Genomic DNA, 26,637 nt, shown 5'->3' on the forward strand with positions numbered 1-26,637 from the left:
CACTATCGCGGCATTGCAACACGTTACGACAAAAACCCGGCCAATTTCCTGGCTGCTGTCAAACTCATCGCTGTCCGCATCTGGTGCATCAGTTTATGAGTCTACGCCGTAATCCTGCGGCGAGTGACAAAGCAATGGCGCTTGCGCCTGCGAGGAAAATTCGTCTTGTTATCACGTTGAATACCCAGTGTTGGAAGAATTGCGGAGGACGTTACGCGGCGATGGCCGGACGGGCATCGGCGAGCAGTTCGATTGTTTTGAACCGGTGACGACCTTCAGAAACGGGACAGTCGATGATAAATTCAGCAATACCCAATGCTTGATGCAGACGTTTAAGCTCTGCGTGAACGTGAAGAGCCGTGCCACGGACGAGATGGGGCGCGCGTTCTTCAATCGTGTATTGCGTGGCGCCCGCCTGCCTTAAATATTCAAGCGCCTGCTCACAGCTGCCGACATTGACCGGCTGTGAACCTTCGGCGGCGACACGGAAGCGGCGCGTGTCAACGGCTAGCTCCTCTGCTTCCGCTTCACTTTCGGCAACGATCACACTGATAGCCAAAACGGCAGGGCGCTTTGCAATTGCTTGATAAGCATCAAGTGCGTCTTTGATCGCTGCCGGATCGCCCTGAATGTGGCCGGCATAAACGAAATCCCAATTAAGCCGCGCGGCAAGCCGCGCACTTTCCACGCTCGCGCCGAGCAGGAAAGGGACCGGCTTCTGAGGTGGAACCGGATAGGCGGCGAGATGATTTTCGTCATCAGCGTTTTTGACGCAATGGCGAAGATATGCGTCAAGCTCAGTCAGTTGTTGTGTGAAGGACGGCTTGCGTTCAGGGTCATAAGCGCCCTGCAACGCGCGTGTTGAGAGTGGCAAGCCGTCTGGCGCTTTGCCGACACCCAAATCAACACGTCCTGGAGCAAGAGAGGCGAGGAGATTGAAGTTTTCGGCTACTTTATAAGCACTATAGTGCTGCAACATGACGCCGCCGGAACCAATTCGGATATGCTGGGTATGAGCAAGCAAAAAGCTGATCAGCACTTCCGGCGAAGAACTGGCAAGTGCTGGCGAATTGTGATGCTCCGCGACCCAAAAGCGACGAAATCCTGCCGCTTCTGCTTTCTTTGCAAGCTTTATCGTACGGCTAATCGCCGTTCTGGCTTCTTCGCCATCATGAAGAGGGCTTTTGTCAAGAAAGCTAAGCGCATAAGGCATTTTATCCTCGTTGGTAATTTTAATGAAGATATAGCCTATATTTTCTTGGTATTTTTAATATAGCAATGTTCTTCTAATATTTATTTCATCATTAAACGTTCATGCCATGCAAATCATAAAATAACGATGCATTTTACGGAAAATATGCTTTTTCATTTTTGGTGTTTTATTTCTTATAAACACATATGAAGAAGTATTTATTTCTTACGAGGGTTATTATGATAGATGTTATTACCCAATCATCGCTTTTCGATCCTGCTGCGCAGCCGCTCATTGATGGTCTCGTTCATGAGTATGAGAGCCGTTATGCAAATCTCGATCGTCCCGGCGGCGCGCGAACAGAAATCCTGCGCTATCCGGTCGAGGTATTCTCGCCGCCGTTGGGTGGCTTTTTGCTCTTGCAGCGAGATGGTGAAACCATCGCTGGTGGTGCTTTTATGAGCCATGACGATGAGACCGTGGAGCTAAAGCGCATCTGGACTACATCACACCTGCGCAGGCAGGGGCTGGCACGCCGCATCGTTCTGGCACTTGAAGAGGCTGCCGGAAAATTAGGTTACACCCGCGCCTATCTTTCGACTGGTTTTCGGCAACCGGAAGCCAACGCTCTTTATATTTCTCTCGGCTATCGCCCGCTTTTTGATCCTTCAGTTGATCCCCGGCATTACCGCTCGCTGCCTTTTGAAAAACACATCGGTGCCAAGCTGGGCCAAGGAACATCGACACCGATATACGCGCCATCCTCATCTTTCGAGGAGGCAACATTGCGTGTGCAGGAGCGCAAAGCCGCGCAGGAAGCAAAAATTCTGGCGAGGCTTCAAAGCTATCGCGAAACCGCTACTTAAAAAGGAAACAGAACTATGCCTCTTTCACATATCGAACATTTTGCCTTTCTCATTCCCGGCAGTCATCACGAAGACAATCCCGCGCAAGGACTTGAAGATACGCTTCAGCTTTTCGAGCATGGCGAGCGACTTGGCTATGACAGCGGCTGGGTGCGCCAGCGCCATCTGGAGCGCGGCATATCTTCTGCGGCTACCTTTCTAGCCGCAACAACACAGCGCACGAAGCGCATCGGTCTCGGTACGGCGGTCATTCAGCTTGGCTATGAAAATCCGTTTCGTCTGGCAGAGGATCTGGCGACCGTGGACTTGCTGTCACACGGCAGGCTGAATGTTGGTGTTTCGGTCGGTGCACCCCCCTTTGCACATTTGATTGAGGATTTTGTTGATGCGGTTCCAATCGCGGATTACAGCCACTCCCGCGCAGAAAAATTTGCGCGCGCTCTGCGCTCCGAGCCGCTTTCCGAACAGACGGAAGCAGGCAATGCCGCAGGCGCCCAAATTCCGCGTTTGAGACCTTTCGCTGAAGGTCTGACTGATCGTTTGTGGTATGGGGGTGGTTCGCAAAATTCTGCACGATGGGCCGGACAAGCAGGCTTTAATCTGCTGACCGGCAATATCATCACGGGTGAAAACACGGATGATTTTTTAACCGCACAACAAGCATTGATTAAACGCTTCCGCCAGGAATGGCGGCATGAACGTGCACCGCGTGTTGCTCTTGGCCGCGTGATCCTGCCCACCGACAGTGCAAATCCGGATACGCGCCGCCGTTATAAAGAGTTTGTCGCCGAGCGCGATCGGCGGACGGGTTTTGCCCATGGCTCGCGCCGTACACTTTTCTTGCCGGATATTGTCGGTACGACAGAGGAAATTCTGGAAACGCTTCGCAAAGATCCGGTATTGCCGCTTGTTTCCGAATTTCGCCTGGAACTGCCTTACGAATTTTACGCCGAGGATTATGCGCAAATTTTGCGCGATTTCGCGCAGCTTATTCCGGCTTCTGATGCCGCGCGCTCAAAACTCAGCGCTTCTCGTGCTGGTTAACGATCCAACCCATTCATTGATGATCGGAATAAAACCATGACGCAATCCAATGCTCTGCTCTTTGGCGTGGGTATGAATGTTGCCACCGCCTCCCAAAATGCCGATAAGCCAGCAAGACAATTCTGGGCAGACCTCACAACGCCGTTTGATGATGCATTTGCATTTCTGACCCTTGAAGATGGCTTTGCCAACAAGAACGGCGATGGGCTGGATGCCATATTGCTGGCAAACTGGCTGGCTCCGCGTTTGACTCACATGGGAATATTTGCTGGCGCTCCTTTGAATTTTCTGGAGCCGTTTCTCGTTTCAGCTTATTCACTGGTCCAATGTAAGGCGATGTCTCATTAAGGTTAGCGGCGTCACGGCAACAGCTTGATACGGGGCGAGCGACAGAGATGCTTGATCTTGCCGCTGCCGTAAAGAAACTGCCTATAGTGCTTTCCGCTGCGTAGCGGACAATAATAAACTATCACGCTTGGGGACTAAACCACTAGTAAAGCAGACGAGTGCGTATTGTGCCCGGAATCTCGCGCATAGCCTGAAGAACCTCGTCAGCATGATCTTCCATTGCATCCCCCTCAATCACGACATAACCAACCTCGCCATCGGTCTGCAAAAACTGGCTGATAATGTTGATATTATGCGATGAGAAGATATTGACCAAACTGTTGAGAATGCCCGGACGGTTTTCATGCACATGCATGAAACGCGTGCCGTTTGGACGTGCAGGCAATTGCACCTGTGGGAAATTGACCGCACCGAGCGTCGAACCCACATCGGAATATTCCACCAGCTTGCGGCTGACTTCCATGCCGATGCGCTCCTGCGCCTCTTCGGTGGAGCCACCGATATGCGGTGTGAGAATGACATTCTCCAGCCCCTGCAACGGCGAAACGAACGGATCCTTGTTGGATGCTGGCTCAACCGGGAAAACGTCAATCGCAGCCCCTGCGAGGTGACCTTCCTTGAGAACCTTGGCGAGTGCTTCCAGATCGACCACAGAACCACGCGCATTGTTGATGAGGAAAGCCCCCTTCTTCATCTTGCGCAGCTTGGCTTCGGTGATCATCTTGGCCGTCGACTTGTTCGATGGCACATGCAGGCTGATCACGTCCGAAATTTCAAGCAGCTCATCAAGCGTTTCGGTCGGGATCACGTTGCCATATTGCAGTTTGTCGGTCATGTCGAAGTAGCGGACCGTCATACCGAGGCTTTCAGCCAGATTGCCAACCTGGGAACCGATATTGCCATAGCCAACAATGCCCAGCGTCTTGCCACGCACTTCGCGGCTGCCCGTGGCACTCTTGTCCCAGCCGCCGCTATGCGCAGAAGTGGAGCGCGGGAAAATGCGCCGCATAAGCATGATGATTTCGCCAATCACCAACTCGGCAACGGAGCGTGTATTCGAGAAAGGCGCATTGAAAACCGGGACACCGCGCTTACGCGCTGCTTTCAGATCAACCTGATTGGTGCCTACCGAAAAACATCCGACGGCAATCAGACGCTGCGCTGCTGCAAACACTTCATCGGTGAGCTGCGTGCGCGAGCGAATACCCACGATATGTGCGGACGAAATTGCTTCAATCAGATCAGCCTTGTCCAGTGCTTTTGGCAAATGAACGACATTGGTGTAGCCTGACGATTTGAAATAATCGACAGCAGACTGGTTGATACCTTCGAGAAGAAGAACATTGATACGCTCACGCGCGAATGAAAGACGTGCAGTCATGTTGGGGGCTTCCAGGCTTCGGCTATGCTGATGAATTCGCCATATAAGGTTGTCGACATTGATCGCGAGAGCGACTTAGCATCCAAAGCGCAAGAAAAAAACCAAATTCGACGACAATTGACCAATTGACGTCGTATTTGGATAATCATTCCTCATTCGCAGGCTATGCACCGATAAATATGCTTAAAACAGCGTTTAAGCGCCGCTTGGAAGCGCGTTAAAAAATGAACAAAGAAAAAATCTGGTCCCTATTCCTTAAAGCATAATCCTCATCGGCAACGTTCGTACAAAAGTGTTGGGCAAGTGCCTGTCACGTTCTGCGCTTGGTTGCAGCCATGAAAGCATCGAGTTCTGCGCGTGTTCCCGCCCCCTCCATCGGCCCCCGTCGCGTAACATTACGCGCACCGGCGGCACAGGCGTAGTTAAGCGCAACATCGGGCGACAGACCCAGCCTGCGGCAAGCAACATAAGCGCCACCAAAGCAATCACCGGCGCCGGTGGGATCGATTTCATCAACGATAAACGCGCTCTGATGAAGCTGTGTGCCGTCGGCTGCAAAATAACTTGCACCCTCGCCACCGCGCTTGAGTACGATCTCTTTCACGCCCAGCTTGAACAGATGCCCGATTGCGTTGGCCTCACCTTCAATCCCTGCCGCAAGCTCAAGCTCTTCGCCAGATGGCAGCAACAGATCCGTCATGGAAATCAACCGTGCAAAAAACTGCGCCGTATCTGCATCCTGTTTAATTTCCTTACGCAGATTGGGATCAACAGAGAGCGTCCCGCCCCGCGCCTTGATGATAGTAACCGCTTGTTCGATTACTCCGCGCGCCGCAGGCATCGACAGTGCCGATCCCATGACGTGCAGATGCCCGGCACGGTGCGCAAGCTTTTCAACATTGGCGGTCCAGCCAAAGCGAGACGCAGCAGACTGTACAATATTGAAAACAAAATCGCGCGACCCATCAGATCGATAGCGCACAAAAGCACTACCGGTCGGAAAATCCTTATCAATGGATATGCCCGCAACATCGACTCCATCATTCTCAAGACGCGTGATATTCACACGTCCAAAATCGTCGTCTCCCACACATCCAACCATAGCGGACTGATTGCCCATACGCGCGCATTGCGAAATGAAAATTGCCGGAGCGCCACTTGGATAAGGACCAATCAGTGGCTGTGCTTCGAAAAAGCCGTTGCCCACGGTTGTTGCAACGATCTCGACCAGTATTTCGCCAGCGCAAATGGTGGGGCCAAGATCATCCGGGGAGAGCACAGAAAACGTCATTCTTATTCACTCGCTATGTCGTTGACGAAGTTAAAGGTCGGTAACCGTTGGCAGAATAAATAAACTTCAGACATTTTGAAGCGTGAAAGCCAAAAAGACCGTAAAGAAAAAGCGGCTGTCATCGTCACGGCCGCCCCGTTCTCATCTATTTTCAGATCGTTTAATTCGCAGGCAGATCGGAAAAATCACCCTGGCGCATAAAGGCAATACCGTTCTGGTCAAACAGATGGCAGAATTGCGCATCGATACCAATTTTGCTTGCTGCATCGCTGCTGACAGGTGCCGTGCCCGGCGTAATGATGTAGAAGGTTTCGCTCATGCCCTCCGGCACGCTGTAAACAATCGTCTGCTGTCCGAGGCGTTCAACGACAGATGGCTGCACGCTGATCATTACCGGGCGCGGCGGCGGCTCCGTTGAAGATGTCGGCATGGTCATGGGCTTCGTTGCCGGCCTTGAAGCGGTGCTTATGTTGGTCTGGGCGCGTATCGGACGCAGCAAAAGCCAGATCAGCATCTTCTTTGTCGCGTCGGTTCTTTATGCAATCTATCTGGTCTGGCTTGCATTCCTCACCACACGATGGAAGATTTACGCAGCATCAGCAATCGGGGGGATCGGCACAGCGCTTTTTGCAATTGGCACAAGCGTTGCTGGCTATGGAACCGTCTCCATTATGGGGGCTATGGCGGGATTGGCGAGTGTCGCAATACTGGCGAAGGTAGAGTACAACAAAAACTGAGGGGGATGCCTTGAACCGGATAATACTGGAAGTATGCGTTGATGATGCCGAAGGTCTTGATGCCGCAATCAAAGGCGGTGCAGACCGGATTGAACTTTGTTCAGCACTCGCAATCGGCGGACTGACGCCTTCCATTGGCCTGATGCAGCTTGCAGCCAAAGCGCCAATTCCGATCATGGTAATGATACGGCCCCGCGCCGGCAGTTTCGTGTGGTCGGAAGATGAATTGCAGATCATGGAAGCCGAGATTGCAGCAACGCGCGAACTTGGCCTCGCAGGCGTGATGATTGGTGCCAATCTGCCTGACGGCAGACTTGATAAGATCGCACTGCAAAGACTGGTCAAAGCAGCACAAGGTCTTGAAATTGCTCTGCATCGCTCAATTGACCTTACCCCTGACACAGCGGAAGCGGTGCAAATGGCGGCTGAGCTTGGAATCAACCGGATTTTGAGTTCAGGCGGTGCTTTGAAAGCCACATCCGGTCTTGAACGCCTTGCTAAAATGCAGCGTGCTGCCAAAGACAAAATAACCATCATGCCGGGTTCTGGCGTGAATATAGGAACAGTTGCAGCCATCGCCGCTGCCCTGCCTGATCTCGCCGAAATTCATGCATCTTGCAGCGCCGCAATCGACACGGACGAAACCTTACTGAATTTTGGCTTTGCTGTGCCCGGCGCAACAAGAACCACATCCGCAAAGGTTGCCGAATTGCGTGCAGCGCTTGATGCCATTGCCGACGGCAGACAGCCGCCTTCCTGATTGTGAAGGAAAAACAAAAGTAACTTGTGTTGAAATAAACAGAAGACATTAGAAGTTTGTGTTGAAGTAAAGTTTTCTTTTAACTAGACAACTACGACACAAGGAAAGGGCCGGAGTTGCAGCCGACAGAAGACCTCTATCAGACTGTGCAAGCGGCAGTGCCGGAGCTTACTCCGAAGCTGCGCGGCATATGCCTGTTGATCGAAAATGATCCGGTAGGTTTCATTCGCTCCACGGCACGCGAATTGTGCAATCAACTTGGCACGTCAGAGCCGACGCTCATCCGCTTCTGCCAGCGCTTTGGCTATGCAGGGCTTGCCGATTTCCGCATTGATCTTGCCTTGTCACTTGCCCAGCGTCCTGGTCTCGTTCCCACAGGCGTGGAAGCCAATCCGGTTGACCGCCGTGCCGTCAATTTCGAAGCCAAGGATGCCATTGGACGCAAGGCGGTTCATTTGCTCGAATGCGATACTTCGGTGCTGTTTGATAACGGCTCAAGCGCCGAGCGTCTGGCCGCTCACCTTGGCAATCTCGCACCGCTCATCGTCATGACCCGCAGTCTCGACGTCGCACAAAGTGTGCTGCGTCACAAACAGCATCAGGTGATGCTGACCGGCGGCAGCATACGCCGTGAGACCATGTCCTTCTCCGGACGACTGGTTGAAACTGCCCTTTCTGAAATGCGCTTCGACACCTTTGTGATGGGGGCGGACAGTATCGATCCGGAAACCGGTGTGAGCACTTTCCTGGAAGACGAAGCCCACGAAAACCGTGCGATGATCGAAGCCTCGGGCCGCATCATCGTGCTGGCCGATAAAAACAAATTCAGTAAACCACGGCTGCATCGTATCTGCGCAATGGATCGGATTACGGCCATCGTAACCGATCTTGAGCCCAATCACGACATACCCAACCGCATCCGCGAGCGCGGCGTGCGTGTCATCAGTACTCAAGAGGACGGTATTCATGACTAAACTGGAAACGAGCCATACCTGGCAGGAAATTCATGCACAGCCGGGCATCTGGCAGGCATGGGCTGCTCCGCTTGCCAAACAGTCGGCTGAAATCCGCGCATGGATCGCCGCCAAGGGTATCAAGCATATCGTTTTCAGCGGCGCCGGCACCTCGGCCTTTATCGGTCAGGCACTGGCATCAGCCAAGACTGGCGCGATTTCGCTCGAAGCAATTCCAACCACCGACATTGTTTCCAATCCGTCTGAAACACTGTCCAACGATGCGGAACTGCTCGTTGTGCAATTTGGCCGCAGCGGCAACAGCTCGGAAACCATTGCAACGCTCGACCTGCTGGACGCGCATTTCCCAAAGGCGCACCGCCTCAACATTACTTGCAATGGCAAAAGCGCACTGGCCGTTCGCAAAGCGAAAGGTCCGGGCGACCAGCGCGTGATCGTTCTGCCGGAAGCAACGCATGATCAGGCATTTGCCATGACGTCGAGCTATACGACCATGCTTTTATCGGCGCTCGCCTGCATTGATGACACGGTGGATGTCGCGGACAAGCTTAACAAGCTCTCGGCTGCAGGCGCAAAAGCGATAGCAAAGCTCGACGCAATGTCTGCCCCACATCCAGAACGCGCGATTTTCCTGGGCTCCGGTGCACTGACCGGCGTTTCACGCGAAAGCGCACTCAAGGTTCTGGAACTGACTGCTGGTCAGGTTATGACCAACTGGGACAGCACGCTTGGCTTCCGTCACGGACCAAAGGCTTCTGTTGTCGGCAATACCCGCGTTGTGGTTTTCATTCACCCGGATCAGCACACCGCGCGTTATGATCGCGACATTGCCGTTGAGATTGCGCAGCAGTTCCCTTCCGCAACCGTGACCACTGTTGGCGGCGAAGGTTGTGATCTTGCGCTTGATCTGACTGGCGACAGCCGCTGGGATGCCGTGCTTTATGTGCTTCTGGCGCAGATCTGGTCTGCCCGCTGGTCGGCTGAACTTAATCTTAACATCGACAACCCGTTTATTGATCAGGGCAACCTGACACGCGTTGTTTCCGGCGTTAAGATCTACCCGTTTACAGCATGAAACACGAGGTCAGCATGATCTGCGGCGCCATTGATCTGGGCGGCACCAAAATTGAGGGTCGCCTGTTCGACGCAAATATGGAAACGGTTCTGACACGGCGCATTCCAACGCCTGTCAGCGACTTCGATGCTTTCATCGATGGCTTGTCCGCGCAGATTGAATGGCTGACCGAAACGGCGGGCAACCCAAACCTGCCCGTCGGCATCAGCCTGCCCGGCTGGATTGATCCGGCCACCGGCCATGGCTTTGCATCCAATATTCCTATCACCGGTCGCGATGTGGGCGCAGCGCTTCATAAACGTTTCGGGCGCAGCTTTCCGCTGATGAACGACTGTATGGCTTTCGCCTATTCGGAAGCGCATGGCGGTGCAGCCGAAGGAAGCGAAGCAATGATCGGTCTTATTGTCGGCACCGGCATGGGCGCTGGTGTTGTCATCAACGGCGAGATTCCGCCGCGCTATAATGGTCTTGCACTGGAAATTGGTCATACGGGTATGCCTGCGCGAATCTTAAGCGAGCAGAGCCTTCCGCTGATCCCTTGCGGCTGCGGCAAGACAGGTTGCATGGAACGCTATGTTTCCGGCACTGGCCTTGCTGCTATTTCCCAAATTAAGCTTGGTGAGGCCGTCACCAATCAGGAACTGACATTGCGCGCGTCCAATGGCGATGCGAACGCAGAAAAGGTGCTCGATGACTGGGCTGACCTGATGGCGGAATCGCTTCTGACCATGCAGCTTGTTGTCGATCCGGATTGTTTTGTGTTGGGCGGCGGCCTGTCCAATATAGATGGCGTCACTGAGCGCGTTTCAAAAACATTTGAAAAGCGCAAGCTTGGCCCCACACGTATCCCTGCCATCAGAACTGCACGTTTCGGTGATAGTTCGGGCGCACGCGGCGTTGCCCTATACGCCTTAAATAAATCAGGAGAAAGCCAATGACTCGTCTCGTCGCCCCCGATTATGTGTTTCTGAACGGGCGGCTTCAGACTGGTCTCGTGGCCGAGATCGGCACTTCTGGTATCACGCGCCTTCGTCCGCGCAAATCGGACGAGACGTCCGATCTCACGCCGCATGTGCTGATGCCAGCCTGTATCGACCTTCAGGTCAATGGCGCAGGCGGCGTCATGCTCAATTCCGATACCAGCGCAAAAGGCATCGCGCATATCGTTTCAACATTGCGCAAACTTGGCACGGGCAGGGTTCTGCCAACACTGATTACCTGTGAGCCGGAACGCATGATCGAGGCCGCCCATGCAGCAGTCGAGTGCAAGAACATGGATGGCTTCTTCGGCCTCCACATCGAAGGTCCGCATCTTAATCCTGCCCGCAAAGGCACCCATCGCGTTGAATTCATTCGCCCGATGGATGCATCCACGCTTGAAGCGCTCAAAATTCTGCGCAAAGCGGATGTGCCTGTCATGCTCACGCTTGCACCGGAAATGGTACCGGGCGACACGATCCGCGAGATTGCTGATATGGGTGTCGTGGTTTCCGCCGGCCACACCAATGGCACAACGGAACAGGCACGCGCCGGACTTGCCGCAGGTGTGAGTTGCTTCACCCATCTTTACAATGCCATGCCGCCAATGACCTCGCGTGAGCCGGGCGTGGTTGGCACAGCAATCGGCAGCGATGCTTTTGTCGGCATCATTGTTGATGGGCATCATGTGACATGGGAAATGGTCGGCGTCGCATGGCGTGCACGCCCGAAGCGTGACCGCATGTTCCTTGTGTCGGACGCCATGTCCACCATTGGCGGCCCGGATCATTTCGAACTTTATGGCGAGCGGATTGAAGTGCGCGATGGCGCACTGGTTAATGCAGCCGGATCACTTGCAGGTGCGCATATTGATATGGTCGGCTGTCTTGCTAATCTCGTTCAGCATGTCGGCGTGCCGCTTGAAGAAGCTATTCGCGCAGCCTGTATTGTGCCTGCCGATGTGATGGGCAAAGCTGCCCCCAACCTTGGTGCAGGCACGCCACTACCAGAGCTTCTCGCTTTGGACGGCAATTTGAAACGCATTTCTCTCTGAAATTTTTGTTATACCCACGGAGTTCCGTTATGAGCAGCACGCAACGATTGAGCCAACTTCCCGCCCGTTATGCGAGCGGCGCGCGCGGAGGCATCACCTCAATCTGCTCGGCCCATCCGCTGGTCATTGAAGCAGCTCTTCTCGAAGGTATTGCCACCAACACCGATGTTCTGATCGAAGCGACCTGCAATCAGGTCAATCAGGATGGCGGCTATACCGGCATGACACCGGCTGACTTCCGGCGTTTCGTTGAAGAAATTGCAGCGCGTCTTGGCTTTGATACCAAGCACCTTATTTTAGGTGGTGATCACCTCGGCCCAAATCCGTGGAAGCATCTCACTGCTGAAGAAGCCATGGCAAAATCCGAAGTGATGATGGATGGTTTTGTGCGAGCAGGCTTCACCAAAATCCACCTCGATACCTCTATGGGCTGCGCGGGCGAGCCGGTTGCTCTGCCTGATGCCGTGACCGCAGAACGTGCGGCCCGTCTTGCCAAGGTTGCAGAAAAAGCAGCGGCTGAATCCGGCTTTGATCTGCCTGTCTATATTGTCGGCACGGAAGTTCCGATCCCGGGTGGCGCGATGGAAGAAATCGAAGATCTGGAACTGACCAAGCCAGATGCAGCTCTTGAAACCATCGCCATTCACCGCAAAGCTTTTGCAGCGCTTGGTTTAGAAGATGCATTCTCGCGTGCGATCGGCGTTGTCGTGCAGCCGGGCGTGGAATTCGGCAATGAAAACGTTGTCTATTACGACAGCGACAAGGCGACTGCTCTCAGCAGCGTTCTCAACGAAACACCACAATTTGTCTTTGAAGCCCATTCGACCGACTATCAGCCGGTTGAGGCGCTCTCCGATCTGGTTCATGATGGTTTTGCCATTCTCAAAGTCGGACCGGGCCTGACTTTTGCGCTGCGTGAAGCGCTCTATGGCCTTGATCAGATTGCAGCTTTCCTCGACAAGCTACCGGAAGAAGAGACCGTTCGCGGCAAGCTTGAGAAGCTTCTTCTCAACGAGCCGAAGAAATGGGAGAAATATTATCATGGCGATGCGGAAGAGCTGCGTCTTCAGCGCCATTTCTCCTATAGCGACCGCATTCGCTATTACTGGCCGCATCCGGAAGCTGTGGCTGCTGTCAATGCGCTTCTAACGCGTCTTGAAGGCCGCAAAATCCCGGAAACACTGATCAGCCAGTATCTTGGCACGCTTTATCCGGCTGTTGCATCCGGCAAGGTCGAAGCCACGCCACACGCGCTCATGGTCGAAGCGGTGCGCAATGTCATCCGCGTCTATGGTCAGGCCGTTGGGACGCATTGATAATGCAGAGTAATTCAGTGAAGCGTTGAATAAAAGCGGTTCCCATTGAAACGGAACTTCTCTATCTATTTGTTTTCACGCATTATTCTACGCAAAGCCGCTTCGCACTTTTGCTGAAAATGCTCTAGCTTCGCTTTTTACGTTGAAGTGCGGCGAGAACGGAGCGCTCTGAGCTGAGAAGATAGCGATCAAGCTGTTGCGCGGCGATCTCGTTATTGCCGGCCAGAAGCGAACCCAAAAGCTCTGCATTCAACGCAATATACGATTCATGAAGATGCGCGTTATCTTCAAGCTGGGCAAAAACCAGCCGTAATTCCGCAAGAACGAGATCAAAACAGGCGCTCAGCCGGGTGCTGTCGCAAAGCTCCACCATGGCACGGTGAAACTCCATATTGATGGTACCAACCTGCCGCCAGTCGCCTTTTCCCTGGGCCAGAACCGCCTGCTCCAGCAGCGCGTTCATACGCTCTAAAGCCGGGTGAGCGGGAACGGCGATTTGAACGGCGCCTTTCTGAATAACACGCCGAACACGATAAATATCAACGACCGTCGCCTCGTCAGGCGTTGCAACAAAAACACCGCGATTGGGAATATAGGTCAGCAAACTCTGGCTGGTCAGAAGGCGAAAAACCTCACGCAACGTGTTGCGGGATATGCCAAACTGCGCTGAAATCTGCTGTTCGGAAAGCTTGGTTCCGGGCAATAATTCGCCTGTAATCAACATTTCGCGGATTTTAGCGGCGGTTTGGGTCGCCAATGGCTGGTCATCATCAAGCGAAGGCATTGCGTTCGTCATGAATATCCTTCAGACTTTCTCACTCCAGAGCGTGTCGCGCTTAATCGTACCCAATACGCTCGCTCTATGTTCTTGTTGTTACGCATGTCGTTGTTGAAAAACCGGTTCCCATTTTTCCGCGACATGCTTTAAACCGCTCTGCGGCCTGCGCCGCGTTATTCCCCGTGAATTTCCAGAGAATATACGAATTACATATTGTTGAACAATACATAATAGGTTATTCAACAATAATCCGTAAAGAATGATTATTCAACCGGGAAGAGACATGGCATTTATCGATCTCAACAGCGACCTCGGAGAAGGCTTCGGGCCATGGCCGATGGGTGACGACACGTCGATGCTGGCAATTGTGACGAGTGCCAATATTGCCTGCGGCTTTCATGCTGGCGATCCTGCCGGAATTCTCAGCGTATTGCGTGAAGCGGCGCGGCGGGGTGTGCGTGTTGGCGCGCATATCGGCTATCGCGATCTGGTCGGCTTTGGCCGCCGCAATATGGACCCGTCAAGCAGTGAACTCATTGCCGATACGATCTACCAGATCGGTGCCTTGCAAGGGCTGGCGCAAGCTGCCGGAACAAAAGTCACCTATGTAAAGCCCCATGGCGCGCTTTATAACACCATTGCGCATGACAAACGACAGGCAGCAGACGTTATCGCAGGCATTAAGGCAATCGACCCTGATCTGGTGCTCATGGCGCTTGCAGCGGCACCGATTGTGGATCAGGCGCGCGACGCGGGACTGCGCGTCGTTTGCGAGGCTTTTGCAGACCGTGCTTATAATGTTGATGGCAGTCTCGTTAATCGCCGCCTTGAAGGTTCGGTTATTCATGATCCTGACGTCATTGCAGAGCGAATGCTGCGCATGATCAATGAACAGCGCGTGACCGCCATTGATGGAACCGACATCGCGCTTGATGCACAGTCGATTTGCATTCATGGCGACAATCCGACAGCCGTTCAAATCGCCCGCACATTGCGCAGCACACTTGAGGCACGCGGCGTAGAACTCAAGCCTTTCGTTCATACTGCATCATGAGTGAACGCCTGCGCTTTCTGCCTTCCGGCAGCGACAGTTTTCTGGTCGAGCTTGACGATCTTGGCATAAGTCTGACATTGCTTGATGCGCTGCTCGCAGCTGAGCTTAAAGGCATTTGCGAAGTCATTCCCGGCGCGCGCACCATTATGGTGCACTTTGACCCCTTTATGACGGATCGCGCAAAACTGACCAAGCAGATTGCGAAGTTTGATCTGTCGGTTCGCAGGTCGCGCAGTGGTGCATTTTTCGAAATCCCTGTTTGCTACAATGGTGAAGATCTTGATGATGTCGCGGCTTTCCTTGGCTGCTCCGTCGAAGAACTCATTTGCCGTCATACGCAAGCAACCTATACGGTTGCCTTTACCGGCTTCGCACCCGGCTTTGCCTATATGACCTGCGACGACCCCAGCTTTGATGTCCCAAGGCGTCAAAGCCCGCGTGTAAAAATTCCGGCAGGATCGGTGGCGCTTGCTGGCAAATTCGGCGGCATTTATCCATCCGACAGTCCCGGCGGCTGGCAATTGCTTGGCACAACACCGCTTGCCATGTGGGACACGACCCGCAAACGTGCAGCCCTGCTTGCACCCGGCGATCGCGTGCGCTTTCGCGATATGGCCAAGAGTGAAACCACTCCTGTTTCAAAGCCTGCAACCAAGCTGGACAATTCTCGCAAACCCGCAGACGGCCTGCTTGTCACGCAGGCTGACCGCCCGGCACTGTTTCAGGATTTGGGCCGTTTGGGTCTTGCAAGTCAGGGCGTCTCTCAATCGGGTGCGCTTGATCGCAGAGCGATGCTTGAAGTCAATCGCTGTCTTGGCAATCTGCGTGATGCTGCGGTTCTTGAAATTAGCTTCGGCGGCTTTGCCTTCAAGGCTGACCGTGCGGTCACTGTGGCTGTAACCGGCGCGCCCTGCCCGCTAACCATCCGTACAGCCAAGCAAACAAAACTCACCGCGACGTTTTCAAGCCCCATCGCACTCAATGCTGGCGACGAGCTGATCCTTGGCGTCCCGCCCGAAGGCATGCTGAGCTATCTCGGACTGCGCGGGGGATTTGCTGTTGACGACGTTCTCGGGTCAAAAGCCCGCGATACACTTGCCAAAATCGGCCCGGAGCCCATTACGGTTGGCGACATATTGGTGCCCGCCAATGGCCCCGCACTTGCAGTCAGTGATATTGGCCACGACCAGCGCCGCCTGCCCCGCGCAGGTGAAGTTGTTACACTGGATATTGTACTTGGCCCCCGCACCGATTGGTTTACGGCGCAAGGGCTTGCAACCCTCACAGCCCAGGAATGGGATGTCACGCCGCAATCAAGCCGCGTCGGTATGCGCCTGTTCGGATCGGCAACAATCGAACGCGCCAACCACGATGAATTACCATCCGAAGGCACAGCCCTTGGGGCAATTCAGGTGCCACCAAACGGGCAACCCGTGCTTTTTCTGGCCGATCATCCTTTGACAGGCGGCTACCCGGTGATTGGTGTTGTGGCCAGCCATCATCTCGATCTGGCGAGCCAGATACCCATCGGCGCCCGTATCCGTTTTAACCCGATCTCTGCTTTCGAGCCGCAGGAAATCATAGTCTGATGAAAAAGCTGCTTATCGCCAATCGTGGCGAAATTGCCATCCGCATCATCCGCGCAGCCCGCGATTATGGTGTGGCATCTGTTGCAATCTATTCCGATGCCGATGCAAATTCACTGCATGCAGAGCTTGCAGATGAGGCCTATGGCCTTGGTGCAGGCCGCCCGGCGGATACTTATCTCAATATTGCAAAAATACTCGACATTGCAAAACGCGCCGGTGCCGATGCAGTGCATCCCGGCTATGGTTTCTTGTCGGAGCGTGCCGAATTTGCCAAAGCCGTCCTTGATGCTGGCCTCATCTGGGTAGGTCCATCGCCAGAAGTCATCACTTCACTGGGCGACAAGGTTGAAGCACGGCGCATTGCCGAAAAAGTTGGTGCCCCCCTCGTCAAGGGGTCAGCCGGTCCCTTGGCATCTACTGCAGAAGCGGTGGCTTTTGCACGCGAGGCGGGCTTACCGCTTGCGATCAAGGCGGCCTTTGGTGGTGGCGGTCGCGGCATGAAAGTTGCCTATCATCTGGACGAAGTCGGGGAGCTTTTCGATTCCGCGGTGCGGGAAGCCATTGAGGCCTTTGGTCGTGGCGAATGCTATGCAGAACAGTTTCTTGAAAAACCTCGCCATATCGAAGCGCAGGTGATCGCCGACACGCATGGCAACACCGTGGTTCTGGGTACGCGGGACTGTTCACTGCAACGCCGCAATCAGAAGCTCGTTGAAGAAGCACCTGCACCCTTTATCACGCAGGACCAGCGCAACCGTATTCATGAATCCGCGCGCGCAATCTGTGCAGCCGCGGGCTATACCGGGGCTGGCACTGTCGAGTTTCTGCTTTCGCAGAATGGCACGATCTCGTTTCTGGAGGTCAACACCCGCCTTCAGGTCGAACATCCAATCACCGAAGAAACCACCGGCGTCGATATCGTGATCGAGCAGTTGCGGATTGCAGATGGCGAGAAGCTGTCGGTGACCGAAACGCCGACACCACGCGGCCACGCCTTTGAATTCCGCATCAATGCAGAAGATCCCGGCCGCGGCTTCCTGCCAACGCCGGGCATGATCACCCGTTTCCGCGCGCCTTCGGGTCCGGGTGTGCGCCTTGACACCGGCGTCGAGAGCGGATCGGAAATACCGGGCCTGTACGACTCCATGATGGCCAAGCTGATCGTCACAGGGGCAACACGCAAGCAAGCACTGATCCGTGCGCGACGTGCGCTGGCCGAGTTTAAAATTGAGGGTGTGGCTTCCGTGCTTCCATTCCATCGTGCGGTTGTCGAAGAAAAAGACTTTACCGGCGAAGATGGATTCAACGTCTTCACCAACTGGATCGAGACTGAGTTCCGGGGTGTTGAACCATCGGCAAGGATTGATCCCGTCGATGGTGGCCTGTTGCGCAGCTTCATCGAAATTGACGGCAAGCGCCATGACATCGGTTTGCCGGCGGCGTTATTTTCCGGGCTAAACACACCCCAAAAACCGGCATCAACTGTGCCACAGGCCGCAGAGGGAACCGTTACAGCCCCCATTCCCGGCACATTTCAGCAATGGCTGGTCGAAGATGGTGCAACGGTGGCTGAGGGCGAAATCATTGCGATTATCGAAGCGATGAAGATGGAAACACGCATTGCAGCACCGCGCTCAGGCAAGATCAGCCTTTGTGCCGAAGCAGGCAAGAGCGTAAGCCTTGGTGCTGCGCTTGCCATCATCGAATAAGCCTCCGCTAATTTAGAGCGTGTCCTGCCCGACAACCGTTTCACACTTTTCGGGATGCGCTCTAATCCAGCCCCAATGGATCGGCGATGCGTGGCCAAAGCTCCATACTCGCCTTTCTATATTGGGTAACGGCTGCATCGGTCGGGTAAGATGTTGGCGCCGCTATATAAACGATTTCTGACGCTATCGGCTGAAAGCCAGCCTGAAAATGGTTGGTCGATTTAACCAGCAGATAATCCTTGGCTGCAAAATCAATATCGAGATTGGAAAAGATATTCGGCTCATAGGTCTGTGAGCGGCTGGTAATCAGGATAATATCGATCGTCGTTCCAACCGGTCTGATCACCGCCACCCGACCGAGATTGACCCGGCTCTTGCGGAAGCTTTGCCATCCGGCATCCATCACTTTCTGAATTGTGACGCGCAGATCAAGCGGCTCTCCGCCATGCCATGACGATTTTCCGCCAATACGAAGCTCAAGTTCAGCGCCCTCGCCTGCCGCATGACAAAACGACACTGCGACCGGGTCCCAGATCGTTGCCACGGCAAAATTATCCATTCCGCGTTGCAGCATATGACGCAGGATGAAAGTGGCATCACCGGCAACACCACCACCGGGGTTGTCCCATATGTCAGAAATGACAACAGGCAAAGACGCATTGGATTTGCGCACTGCTGCCACATGATCAAGCCCGGCATCGGTGTCAAACATCGGCATCGCCGTCAATTTACGCATGCGATAAAGCTCATGGCCAAGCCTTTGCGCCAGCGCATCGCCTTTCGCTTTTTCATTATCGCTTACGACAACAATGCGGGTTCCCATATCCGGCACATCGCCCGCCATGAAGCCGTGAATAACGGAGATCGACAAAATATCGTCTTTGCCCTGCATGCGGTTTATCCGGTCCACAAAAGAGCGCATCGGCTCGCGGTTTGTCGGATAAAGCGTAATCATGCGGCAATCAAAGGTCGAAATAACAGGCTTTATCTCGCCACGCAAAGCGCGAAGCGTCAAATCAACCACATGCTCACCGCGCTCCTCAAAATCGGTATGGGGGAACTCAAGAAAGGCCGCCATCAGATCAAGATGGGCAACACGCTTGGCAGACAAATGGCTGTGTGGATCAAACTCGGCTGTAACAAGAACATCTGGCCCCACAATCGCGCGGATATGCGCAAGAAAATCGCCTTCCGGGTCATCGTAACCCTGCGCAACCATTGCTCCATGCAACCCCAGAACCACGGCATTCACCGGTAATGCCGCTCTCAGCTCTTTTAGAATTGTATCCCGTAACGTCTCATAGGTTTTGCGCTGGATAAGACCGGCAGGCTCAGCCCAGCAGGATGTTCCTTCAATCACGCTAAGCCCATGCGCCGCAGCGCGTCGGCGCAAAACCGGCACAACCGAAGAACACAACGTGGGCGTATCCGGGTGCTCACCAGGCCCTGCATAAAATGCCGCTTTGAAGGCATCCATATCCGTTGGAACGGGAGAAAATGTGTTGGTTTCAGTTGCAAGGGAGGCGGTGAAGATGCGCATGATATGAACCCGCAAGAGCGCCAAGGGCGAAGGATGTTGGAAGTCGTCAAGGAACGCGCAGATGCAAAGCGTTAAAGCGGCGATCTGACAATATGAACGCGATTGCGCTCGCTTCTCCACACCGCACAGCAATGCTTTGCACAGAAATTCAACTTAGAGCATTACTGAATTAAGTTGAATTATTAAATGTTCTATCTTTTTGTTTTTACGCATGATCCCACGCAAAGCCACCTCGCACTTTCGCTGAAAATGGCCCAGAGTCTACCCCCACCATTTTCCAGCCGAGATTCATCGCTGGGGCCGCATTTCCGTTTTGTACCAAGCTTTCGCATGGTTGAAGACATGCTGGCCTATCGCTGGATCATGATTGCCCACAAAACGGTGCGCAAATGGGCAGAGAGGTTCGGACGAGATTATGCCTGTAAAATCCGTCGCTGCACACCGTGTCTTGATGATAGTTGGCATCTGGATGAAGTCGCTATTACGATTAAAGACGACCGCCATTTTGCCAATTGCATTCGCAAGAACCGGCCAAGGCCGCATGAAAAGTGGTATCTGGATGAGGTCGTCATCACAATACGCGGCCAGAGGTTCTTTCTCTGGCATGCAATCAATGCGAACGGCGTTTCTTTAAGAAAGCCATCGCAAGCAATGGGTTCATGAGAGGATTGTCATTGATAAAAGCGGAGCCAATCTGGCTGGCGAAAGCTATAAATATGATCCTGAAAGTCACGGGACACAGGCAAAATGATGAAAATCCTGCAGGGCAAATATCTCAACAATAGTCTTGAGAAGGACCATCGTTTGATCAAGCCGATTGCCAAACACATGTTGGACTTCAAAGCGTTTCATTCCGCTTCAGCGACAATCGCTGGCATTGAAGTGGCGTATTCGATCCGCAAGAATGAATTCACAAATGACAATTGTTCGCCGTTCCAACTCCTTGCGGCGCTATCAGCATAATAGCCCCCGAATATCTGGCCGCATTTTATCTAACCAAAGTTTGTGACAAAGCCTGATGCGGTGAGGGCAAAGACCAACAGGCGACACCTGTAAAGATGCCGCCTGAACGCTGCTCGCGCAAACCAAACTGGAGACAGCCACAACTTTTAAATAATATACCGTCGAAGCATATCTCCGGAAATATTAAAACACTACTTGAATTACCTGCTCATCGGTATATAAGCCATATTTAGGTGTGGTTTGCTTAAATATTTTCCCAAATAGGGCATATTCTTGTTCTTTACCGGTTCCTACAGCTGACACAACACCTTCCGTGTCTAGTCGCCAAGGTTTTGTATATCCGGCATCTTTATAAACTTGGTAAGTTATATAATTGTCGCCATTTGTCATCCTCGGTATATCTAGGGATGAACCTCGACTGTACTTACCTCCATTAAGGCCAATTGTGTAAGGTAGATCTTTATTGCATGTAAGCTTGATCCCTTTATCTGCTGGCACTACCTGCTTTGTGTCGGCGGCGTTAAGATCACTCAGATTTCCAAAATCCATTACAGGATTGTTGCCATTTGACAGTACGCAACTTGATGTAATGTTGGCTCTAACTGATAATTTTCCAGATACTGACCCAGCATTGGCTGATGGCATGAAAGCCGCCGTTGCTATAATTGACGAAAGGCCGAAGGCCATTAACTTGGTAGACATATCATATCCTTTCAGTTGTATTTTAATATTTAGACTTGGCAGTTCTCCCTTGCGGGACCGTGAGGCGATCACACGTTTTTCAGCCGAGATTTATTTGCGCAGCAATCTGCATGTCAGCGCGCTTTAAGAACGCGCCGCCAATAAAGAATAGGCGAATGAAATTCGCTAAAATTTAAGACTTTCTGCGAAAACACGCTGGAAGTAATAACTACTCTGAATTAACGCGAACAACGCCAAACTTACAAATACGAGGTATGATTAGAAATTGTAGTTTATATTTTCTAATCTCAGAGATAATAAATTAATAATTGTATATATTTATTATAAAGTCGCTTCGTATTTATATATTAGAATCAGTGTACTATTTTTAGTTTGTATTATTTATTCAAAATATCAACTCTAATAAATTGCTATATATAAATTCCTCATTGTAACCTCGTCAGCCGATTAATTCTCACTGGTTACAATCGAACAATTGCTGAGTCTGAATATTCATACAGTTCTTCAAAAAGTAGCGGTTACGATGACTGTATCGGTATAATTTCCAATGGCTGGAGCGGTTGTGAGTGATGTAACTATTTGTGTACAGACTTGGTGGTTATTGATAGCGTTGACTGTATTGCCATTGCCGGCCAGAACTTTTTTATCATCCCAAGCGGTTTTACAGCCCTCTTGAAGCAATCTATACGGAAGAAAATTTTTATCATTTTTCATGCGCGGAGTACCGTTTTCTGAGTTGTTACCGGCATTCAAACTGATTTTGTAAGGTGTTTGATATGTGCAGCGAATACCGATATTGCCGTAGGCTGCTGCAACGTGGTTGCCATTATATGCCAGGTCCGTGCCGCGCAGATTACCAAAATCTACATCTTGGAAATTCTCCAACTGGCATTTCTTCTCCACTGTAGTGCTTACATTGAAATTAGTTATGATTGTTCCGTCAGGATCGGCTATAGCGGAGCCACATGTGGATGAAATTCCATGATTGAATTTATATTGCGTCACCAACTGGTATGTTCCGATATAGGTACCTGAACCGACACGACCCTGTTGTTGTCGGCCAAGGTAGGACAGTATAAGTTTTTGTGAAGCAATAGTACTTTGGTTGGCTGACGACCGGTTGACTGAGTGGTTCCAACCTGCTGTCACGCCCACTCCACCATATTTGGAGAGTGGTATGTTTTGATCATTCGCCAGTTTCAACTGCCATGCAAGTTGGTTTTTTTGGCCAAGCCTCTGATAAAATATGTTACTTGTATTATTATCTGAGTTATTGTCGACAGGTCTTATGTAAGTGCAAAATTTTATATTATTGAATTTAAGAGGCGAGTTGCACGTATATTCTACCTGGCTGGTCGTATAGGTTGCGTTGTTGGCAACAATATCAATCACGGTGTTGCCGAAGGAGCTTAGATTTTTAAGACTGCAAGTTCCTCCGCTTGCTACAGCCCAGGAGGGGTGCAGCAGGAGTAATACCAGAATGAATTTGGCTACCAGATGCGCCGATGATGCAATCTGGCCGGGCCTGGAAATAGCTAAACATCGGACGCGAAGCCGTGATATTGATCTGGGCATGATTATACTCCGTTCGATTGACATACGACCCCATTGATCTCAGCAATGGTGCCATTCACAGGTTTGTAATTAAAGCTTGCGTGACAGGCACCGAGCCCTTCTGGCAGCGTGACAGTGAGATTATTGTGATCAGCCAGATCGGTTAGCCATACACGTCCATCATACCCCATGATGAACGGCTGATCAGAGCCTTCACGCAGAACTTCGGCTCCCGCAGGTAAAGGCTTTCCTTCTGCATTTATGAGAACGACCGTTGCAGCGTTCAACCTTTTGGTTCCAAAATCCACGACAACGCCAGAGCGATCCGCAGGCACAATGTTTACGGTTGTGTTATCCGGCTGAAGATCGGCAGGTAAGTTGGTTGGATCGAGTGTGACGGTGTTGTCTTGATAGGATTGCAAATCGGGCACGAAGGCTCGTCCGCGAGAATTGGTGTTGGCAACATAACGACCATTGAGCGAAACCTTTGTGTCAGGCCCACCACCTTTGACGATTGCGAAAGCATCATTTGTCTGATTAACAAAGAACACGCTTTGTCCGGCAATCACCAATGCCCCATCAACTGTAGCGGTCACACGCCCTATACCGCCAGACTGGTCAACCGATCCAGAAAATTGGCCTACCGGAGCGTGGTAGTTGACGGTTGCTGAACGACTGCTCTCTCCCCTGAACCTCTCGCGATCTCGCAGTGACCATGAGACCGGGTCCTCGCCAAAACGGGCGGATTTTGTTAAGCTGGTAGAGATCCCATCATTGTCTGCGTTGATAGAAGCAGCCATATTGTCGCCAAGGGAGACGCTCAACCCGGCAAAGATTCCATAGTTATTTTTCTTATATAAATCAGTATAGCCGGTGGCAAAAAACGAGATTTTCTTGAAGAAATTACGTGACCAGGATAGGTCTAAAAGGCTGGCATCGTCTTCTTTGCCTGCGCCGCGCACGCGCGAAAAATTGATATTAATAAAAGAGGGATCAAAAACGAGCGGAAGCGAAACACCGATAGTGTCAATACTTCGTGCACGCGCTGAAACCGGCGTTATATTACCATGGCGACGATCCGCTACAAGACCAATATCAGCGTATTGACCAAAGCTGTGACTGGTTCCTATATAAAAAGAAATGCCTTTATATCCGACCTGATAGTTAACTGAGGCTCTGCTTCCGATTTCAGTTTGATGAGCATCATTTAAACGACTGGCTGCATATGACGCGCTGAGCGATCCGAAGGCCCCCAGACTGGTTACAAAGCCACTCCCCCCATTGATGAGTCCTTTTGTAGCTTCAAAGTGTGCATTCACGGTTAGCCAATTCGTCAGACCGTAGGCCACACTCGCTGAACCCGCTATGTTTTGATCATATTCAAACGATTTTTCACCAAAACCAAAGCGTGGAAACCCGAGTTCGGTTGAAAAGTCAAAGACGCCTTTGCCCAACATGTTTGGGCCATAATAATAAGCGTGTTCAGTACGGACTTCGCGCCCCAATGCATCACGCATGACGAGATTGATATTCCCGCCGCCTGTCAGGAACGGCATTCCGCTAAAGTCAAAAGGACCTGCAGGCACATCGCCCGAATAAACCTTATTATTGTTAAGGTAGAGATCAAGCGTCGAAGGCAGGGAGGCAGACCCAGATAGGTTGGGTACAGGAGATGTGATCAGGTCGGGGCGGATGGCAAAATTACGTTTAAACTGGATGCCGCCAAAGCGCCAGGATGACGTCCAGGGAAGGCTGCCGGAAACGGAGTCTCCGACCTGATAGACCAATGCTCTTTTGGGGTCGGTATAACGCCATGAACTTTCGAGACGGGTGAAGCCGCTACGGAAGTCCAGTGTTTTATCAACCAATGGATCAAACTTGCCGAGAGCAGAAGTCGATGTAACTCCAAAGGGTGTTAAAATCCGCGCGTCAAAACTACCACTGAAAGCTTTCCGGGAGCCGTTCCCCCAATCGGCCGAGCCATAGAGCGTATAATTAAGGACAAAACCCAGATTGGATTGAATTTTGGAAAAATCGATCGGCTTTCCGGGCGATTCCAATTCAATCTTGTTGGGAATGCGAGCGCTATCAGGTGCAGTAAAGATAATGAGCTGCTTTGACTCATCATAGCGCCATGTAACACCGGGTAGTCTATCCAGATTAATTAAGCCATCGGGCCCGGGTTTGACAGCTTCTGATTTGAGGCCCGCCGACTGCAAGTCGCCGGACGTGGCAGCAAACCGACCATTTGGAAGGCGCCGAAAGGTAGCAAATGCATCCGTTGGCTGATCGTTGATGACAACACCCAGCATGAGTGTTTGTGCCTGGTTGTCTGGAGGTTTGATTTCTTGTGCACCTACCGTTAGTCCGGTGCCTGCCATAAGCAGGCACCAAACTACAAGGGTTATCTTAACGCCCGGAGACCGTGGCTGCTTGATCGACAGCATAATCATCTCCTGTTGCCGTAATTTTGACATTGCTGCCGGCCTGAATGGAGCCTGCATTGGCGGTCCAGTGCACCGTGCTGCCCGGCAGGACATAACCGTTCAAGCCTGTACCAAAACTGACGCGTGCGCCTGTTGTTGCCGCAGTCAAATTGGCTATTTTGGCATGACGTGTGCCTTTATTGGTAGCTTCAACAACCAGTTTCTTGCCTTGGCGTTTTACTTTCCATTGCAAATCTGTGCTTGCGGACGGATCAGAAAAGAAAACGGGTATGGAATAACGGCTTGTAAAAGTAATAGACCCACCGCGACGGCGCACGTTAATGTGGGGTAGTTCATCAATCCACAGTCGATAGCTTTCCTCGCGGTCTTTACTTGGTGCTTTAAGTTGTGCAACACGAATAGTATAGGCTGTGTTTGACTGAACCTTTGCAGCCGGTGGGCTGACGATGACGTCGGTTGCCGGTGTCAGATGATCTTCGCCCCCAATTTGTGTCCATTTAAAAACGCGTATCTGAACATCGGCTGGCTCACTGCTCTTGTTGCTGAGGGTGACGGATGCATTACGAGTTGGTGCGGTGATGTCGAGGCCAACAGGCGACACTTGTAAAGATGCCGCCTGAACGCTGCTCACGCAAACCAACCCGGAGACAGCAGCCAGAATTAAAGATTTTCTAGTCATAGTATATCTCCGGGATGATTTTTAGAATTCTACATCAATTACTTGTTCATCTGTATATAAACCATATTTAGGTGTTTTTTGCTTAGGTATTATTCCATATATAGGATATTTTTGTTCTTGACCGTTGCCTGTTGCGAATAGTCTTTTATCGTGGTCGTGGCCCCACAATAGTTTGTATTTATCATCCTGAAAGAGAAAATAACTTATATAATTGTCGCCATTCGCCATCCTCGGTAAACCGCCGATGGGAACTGCACTGTGTTGCCCACCATTAAGGCCAATTGAGTAAGGTAGATCTTTGTTGCAGGTAAGCTTGATCCCTTTATCTGCTGGTACTGCCTGCTTTGTGTCGGTGGGGTTAAGATCACTCAGATTTCCAAAATCCATTACAGGATTGCTGCCATTTGACAGTACGCAACTTGATGTAATGTTGGCTCTAACTGATAATTTTCCAGATACTGAGCCAGCATTGGCTGATGGCATGAAAGCCGCCGTTGCTATAATTGACGAGAGTCCGATGGCGATTAACTTGGTAGACATATTATATCCTTTCAATTGTATTTTAATACTTTGACGTAGTAGTTCTCCCTTGCGGGACCGTGAGGC

The 26,637-nt window shown here is 51.9% G+C and carries 24 protein-coding genes and 2 pseudogenes; 15 read left to right on the forward strand and 11 right to left on the reverse strand.

What is annotated here, in order from left to right:
* A pseudogene (locus tag ABE527_RS18605) lies at positions 1–99 on the forward strand (IS5/IS1182 family transposase); the annotation flags it as partial.
* Positions 100–211: 112 nt separating this feature from the next.
* Here the strand turns inward: ABE527_RS18605 and ABE527_RS18610 are convergent.
* Entirely contained in the window at positions 212–1,213 is a 1,002-nt protein-coding gene (locus ABE527_RS18610) for an MsnO8 family LLM class oxidoreductase (RefSeq protein WP_499697900.1), read from the reverse strand.
* Positions 1,214–1,431: 218 nt separating this feature from the next.
* Between ABE527_RS18610 and ABE527_RS18615 the strand changes: the two genes are divergently transcribed.
* From ABE527_RS18615 to ABE527_RS18625, 3 genes are read left to right on the forward strand one after another with little or no spacing between them, the layout of a single operon-like run.
* Complete coding sequence (locus tag ABE527_RS18615; protein ID WP_499697901.1) at positions 1,432–2,058, forward strand: GNAT family N-acetyltransferase; 627 nt, start codon at positions 1,432–1,434, stop codon at positions 2,056–2,058.
* A 15-nt stretch (positions 2,059–2,073) separates the two neighbouring features.
* Positions 2,074–3,102 carry an LLM class flavin-dependent oxidoreductase gene (locus ABE527_RS18620; RefSeq protein WP_499697902.1) on the forward strand — a complete coding sequence of 343 codons (1,029 nt, stop codon included), beginning with the start codon at positions 2,074–2,076 and terminating at the stop codon, positions 3,100–3,102.
* 36 nt (positions 3,103–3,138) lie between these two features.
* Positions 3,139–3,450 (forward strand): hypothetical protein, encoded by a 312-nt coding sequence (locus ABE527_RS18625; RefSeq protein ID WP_499697903.1) that lies wholly within the window; start codon positions 3,139–3,141, stop codon positions 3,448–3,450.
* 142 nt (positions 3,451–3,592) lie between these two features.
* Here the strand turns inward: ABE527_RS18625 and serA are convergent, their stop codons facing one another.
* From serA to ABE527_RS18640, 3 genes are all read right to left on the reverse strand, one after another.
* On the reverse strand, positions 3,593–4,831 hold the full coding sequence (gene serA, locus ABE527_RS18630; RefSeq protein WP_265985926.1) for a phosphoglycerate dehydrogenase: 1,239 nt from the start codon (positions 4,829–4,831) through the stop codon (positions 3,593–3,595).
* Positions 4,832–5,141: 310 nt separating this feature from the next.
* On the reverse strand, positions 5,142–6,122 hold the full coding sequence (locus ABE527_RS18635) for a tagatose kinase (RefSeq protein WP_499697904.1): 981 nt from the start codon (positions 6,120–6,122) through the stop codon (positions 5,142–5,144).
* Between the two features lie 160 nt (positions 6,123–6,282).
* The gene (locus ABE527_RS18640) at positions 6,283–6,558 is read right to left on the reverse strand and encodes a hypothetical protein (protein ID WP_499697905.1); all 276 of its coding nucleotides are present in this window, start codon (positions 6,556–6,558) and stop codon (positions 6,283–6,285) included.
* Between ABE527_RS18640 and ABE527_RS18645 the strand changes: the two genes are divergently transcribed.
* The 7 genes from ABE527_RS18645 to ABE527_RS18675 all read left to right on the forward strand — a co-directional run bounded on the left by ABE527_RS18645 (position 6,551) and on the right by ABE527_RS18675 (position 13,016).
* Complete coding sequence (locus tag ABE527_RS18645) at positions 6,551–6,859, forward strand: hypothetical protein (protein WP_499697906.1); 309 nt, start codon at positions 6,551–6,553, stop codon at positions 6,857–6,859. The two genes, ABE527_RS18640 and ABE527_RS18645, sit on opposite strands and share 8 nt — an antisense overlap.
* Positions 6,860–6,869: 10 nt before the next feature.
* The gene (locus tag ABE527_RS18650; protein ID WP_499697907.1) at positions 6,870–7,619 is read left to right on the forward strand and encodes a copper homeostasis protein CutC; all 750 of its coding nucleotides are present in this window, start codon (positions 6,870–6,872) and stop codon (positions 7,617–7,619) included.
* Between the two features lie 116 nt (positions 7,620–7,735).
* Positions 7,736–8,593: a DeoR/GlpR family DNA-binding transcription regulator gene (locus tag ABE527_RS18655; RefSeq protein ID WP_499697908.1), complete on the forward strand. Its 858-nt coding sequence runs from the start codon at positions 7,736–7,738 to the stop codon at positions 8,591–8,593.
* Positions 8,586–9,668, forward strand: coding sequence for an SIS domain-containing protein (locus ABE527_RS18660; protein ID WP_265985932.1), 1,083 nt, complete (start codon positions 8,586–8,588; stop codon positions 9,666–9,668). The genes ABE527_RS18655 and ABE527_RS18660 overlap by 8 nt, the downstream gene beginning before the upstream one ends.
* Before the next feature lie 14 nt (positions 9,669–9,682).
* Complete coding sequence (locus ABE527_RS18665) at positions 9,683–10,606, forward strand: ROK family protein (RefSeq protein ID WP_499697909.1); 924 nt, start codon at positions 9,683–9,685, stop codon at positions 10,604–10,606.
* Positions 10,603–11,700 carry an N-acetylglucosamine-6-phosphate deacetylase gene (gene nagA, locus ABE527_RS18670; RefSeq protein ID WP_499697910.1) on the forward strand — a complete coding sequence of 366 codons (1,098 nt, stop codon included), beginning with the start codon at positions 10,603–10,605 and terminating at the stop codon, positions 11,698–11,700. Before ABE527_RS18665 ends, nagA begins: the two co-directional genes overlap by 4 nt.
* Before the next feature lie 29 nt (positions 11,701–11,729).
* Positions 11,730–13,016 carry a D-tagatose-bisphosphate aldolase, class II, non-catalytic subunit gene (locus ABE527_RS18675; RefSeq protein ID WP_499697911.1) on the forward strand — a complete coding sequence of 429 codons (1,287 nt, stop codon included), beginning with the start codon at positions 11,730–11,732 and terminating at the stop codon, positions 13,014–13,016.
* Between the two features lie 124 nt (positions 13,017–13,140).
* On the opposite strand, the gene ABE527_RS18680 is transcribed toward ABE527_RS18675, so the two are convergent.
* Positions 13,141–13,812 carry a GntR family transcriptional regulator gene (locus tag ABE527_RS18680; RefSeq protein WP_499697912.1) on the reverse strand — a complete coding sequence of 224 codons (672 nt, stop codon included), beginning with the start codon at positions 13,810–13,812 and terminating at the stop codon, positions 13,141–13,143.
* A 265-nt stretch (positions 13,813–14,077) separates the two neighbouring features.
* On the opposite strand from ABE527_RS18680, the gene ABE527_RS18685 reads away from it, so the two are divergent.
* From ABE527_RS18685 to ABE527_RS18695, 3 genes are read left to right on the forward strand one after another with little or no spacing between them, the layout of a single operon-like run.
* Positions 14,078–14,848 carry a LamB/YcsF family protein gene (locus ABE527_RS18685; RefSeq protein WP_265985937.1) on the forward strand — a complete coding sequence of 257 codons (771 nt, stop codon included), beginning with the start codon at positions 14,078–14,080 and terminating at the stop codon, positions 14,846–14,848.
* Entirely contained in the window at positions 14,845–16,437 is a 1,593-nt protein-coding gene (locus ABE527_RS18690; RefSeq protein WP_499697913.1) for a 5-oxoprolinase subunit B/C family protein, read from the forward strand. The genes ABE527_RS18685 and ABE527_RS18690 overlap by 4 nt, the downstream gene beginning before the upstream one ends.
* Complete coding sequence (locus tag ABE527_RS18695) at positions 16,437–18,146, forward strand: acetyl/propionyl/methylcrotonyl-CoA carboxylase subunit alpha (protein ID WP_499697914.1); 1,710 nt, start codon at positions 16,437–16,439, stop codon at positions 18,144–18,146. Before ABE527_RS18690 ends, ABE527_RS18695 begins: the two co-directional genes overlap by 1 nt.
* Positions 18,147–18,207: 61 nt before the next feature.
* Here ABE527_RS18695 and ABE527_RS18700 read toward each other — a convergent pair whose 3' ends face one another.
* Complete coding sequence (locus ABE527_RS18700; RefSeq protein ID WP_499697915.1) at positions 18,208–19,686, reverse strand: M81 family metallopeptidase; 1,479 nt, start codon at positions 19,684–19,686, stop codon at positions 18,208–18,210.
* Between the two features lie 549 nt (positions 19,687–20,235).
* Between ABE527_RS18700 and ABE527_RS18705 the strand changes: the two are divergent.
* Positions 20,236–20,649, forward strand: a pseudogene (locus ABE527_RS18705) (DDE-type integrase/transposase/recombinase); the annotation flags it as partial.
* 183 nt (positions 20,650–20,832) lie between these two features.
* On the opposite strand, the gene ABE527_RS18710 reads toward ABE527_RS18705, so the two are convergent.
* From ABE527_RS18710 to ABE527_RS18730, 5 genes are all read right to left on the reverse strand, one after another.
* A complete protein-coding gene (locus tag ABE527_RS18710; protein WP_499695291.1) occupies positions 20,833–21,351 on the reverse strand; it encodes a Csu type fimbrial protein in 519 nt (172 codons plus the stop codon).
* A gap of 504 nt (positions 21,352–21,855) precedes the next feature.
* A complete protein-coding gene (locus ABE527_RS18715) occupies positions 21,856–22,926 on the reverse strand; it encodes a Csu type fimbrial protein (RefSeq protein WP_499697916.1) in 1,071 nt (356 codons plus the stop codon).
* 2 nt (positions 22,927–22,928) lie between these two features.
* Complete coding sequence (locus ABE527_RS18720; protein ID WP_499697917.1) at positions 22,929–25,352, reverse strand: fimbria/pilus outer membrane usher protein; 2,424 nt, start codon at positions 25,350–25,352, stop codon at positions 22,929–22,931.
* Positions 25,315–26,031, reverse strand: coding sequence for a fimbrial biogenesis chaperone (locus ABE527_RS18725; protein WP_499697918.1), 717 nt, complete (start codon positions 26,029–26,031; stop codon positions 25,315–25,317). The genes ABE527_RS18720 and ABE527_RS18725 overlap by 38 nt, the downstream gene beginning before the upstream one ends.
* Positions 26,032–26,052: 21 nt before the next feature.
* Positions 26,053–26,571, reverse strand: a complete 519-nt coding sequence (locus ABE527_RS18730; protein ID WP_499697919.1) for a Csu type fimbrial protein — start codon at positions 26,569–26,571, stop codon at positions 26,053–26,055.
* Positions 26,572–26,637 lie beyond the last annotated feature (66 nt).

It is taken from the genome of Brucella sp. TWI432 (genome assembly GCF_039674445.1).
Taxonomy (GTDB): domain Bacteria; phylum Pseudomonadota; class Alphaproteobacteria; order Rhizobiales; family Rhizobiaceae; genus Brucella; species Brucella chromiisoli.

Coding starts and splice junctions, on each gene's coding strand:
- ABE527_RS18610 (WP_499697900.1), bottom strand. CDS start 1,213: ATGCCTTATGCGCTTAGCTTTCTTGACAAAAGCCCTCTTCATGATGGC.
- ABE527_RS18615 (WP_499697901.1), top strand. CDS start 1,432: ATGATAGATGTTATTACCCAATCATCGCTTTTCGATCCTGCTGCGCAG.
- ABE527_RS18620 (WP_499697902.1), top strand. CDS start 2,074: ATGCCTCTTTCACATATCGAACATTTTGCCTTTCTCATTCCCGGCAGT.
- ABE527_RS18625 (WP_499697903.1), top strand. CDS start 3,139: ATGACGCAATCCAATGCTCTGCTCTTTGGCGTGGGTATGAATGTTGCC.
- serA (WP_265985926.1), bottom strand. CDS start 4,831: ATGACTGCACGTCTTTCATTCGCGCGTGAGCGTATCAATGTTCTTCTT.
- ABE527_RS18635 (WP_499697904.1), bottom strand. CDS start 6,122: ATGACGTTTTCTGTGCTCTCCCCGGATGATCTTGGCCCCACCATTTGC.
- ABE527_RS18645 (WP_499697906.1), top strand. CDS start 6,551: ATGGTCATGGGCTTCGTTGCCGGCCTTGAAGCGGTGCTTATGTTGGTC.
- ABE527_RS18640 (WP_499697905.1), bottom strand. CDS start 6,558: ATGACCATGCCGACATCTTCAACGGAGCCGCCGCCGCGCCCGGTAATG.
- ABE527_RS18660 (WP_265985932.1), top strand. CDS start 8,586: ATGACTAAACTGGAAACGAGCCATACCTGGCAGGAAATTCATGCACAG.
- ABE527_RS18665 (WP_499697909.1), top strand. CDS start 9,683: ATGATCTGCGGCGCCATTGATCTGGGCGGCACCAAAATTGAGGGTCGC.
- nagA (WP_499697910.1), top strand. CDS start 10,603: ATGACTCGTCTCGTCGCCCCCGATTATGTGTTTCTGAACGGGCGGCTT.
- ABE527_RS18675 (WP_499697911.1), top strand. CDS start 11,730: ATGAGCAGCACGCAACGATTGAGCCAACTTCCCGCCCGTTATGCGAGC.
- ABE527_RS18680 (WP_499697912.1), bottom strand. CDS start 13,812: ATGACGAACGCAATGCCTTCGCTTGATGATGACCAGCCATTGGCGACC.
- ABE527_RS18685 (WP_265985937.1), top strand. CDS start 14,078: ATGGCATTTATCGATCTCAACAGCGACCTCGGAGAAGGCTTCGGGCCA.
- ABE527_RS18690 (WP_499697913.1), top strand. CDS start 14,845: ATGAGTGAACGCCTGCGCTTTCTGCCTTCCGGCAGCGACAGTTTTCTG.
- ABE527_RS18695 (WP_499697914.1), top strand. CDS start 16,437: ATGAAAAAGCTGCTTATCGCCAATCGTGGCGAAATTGCCATCCGCATC.
- ABE527_RS18700 (WP_499697915.1), bottom strand. CDS start 19,686: ATGCGCATCTTCACCGCCTCCCTTGCAACTGAAACCAACACATTTTCT.
- ABE527_RS18710 (WP_499695291.1), bottom strand. CDS start 21,351: ATGTCTACCAAGTTAATGGCCTTCGGCCTTTCGTCAATTATAGCAACG.
- ABE527_RS18715 (WP_499697916.1), bottom strand. CDS start 22,926: ATGCCCAGATCAATATCACGGCTTCGCGTCCGATGTTTAGCTATTTCC.
- ABE527_RS18720 (WP_499697917.1), bottom strand. CDS start 25,352: ATGCTGTCGATCAAGCAGCCACGGTCTCCGGGCGTTAAGATAACCCTT.
- ABE527_RS18725 (WP_499697918.1), bottom strand. CDS start 26,031: ATGACTAGAAAATCTTTAATTCTGGCTGCTGTCTCCGGGTTGGTTTGC.
- ABE527_RS18730 (WP_499697919.1), bottom strand. CDS start 26,571: ATGTCTACCAAGTTAATCGCCATCGGACTCTCGTCAATTATAGCAACG.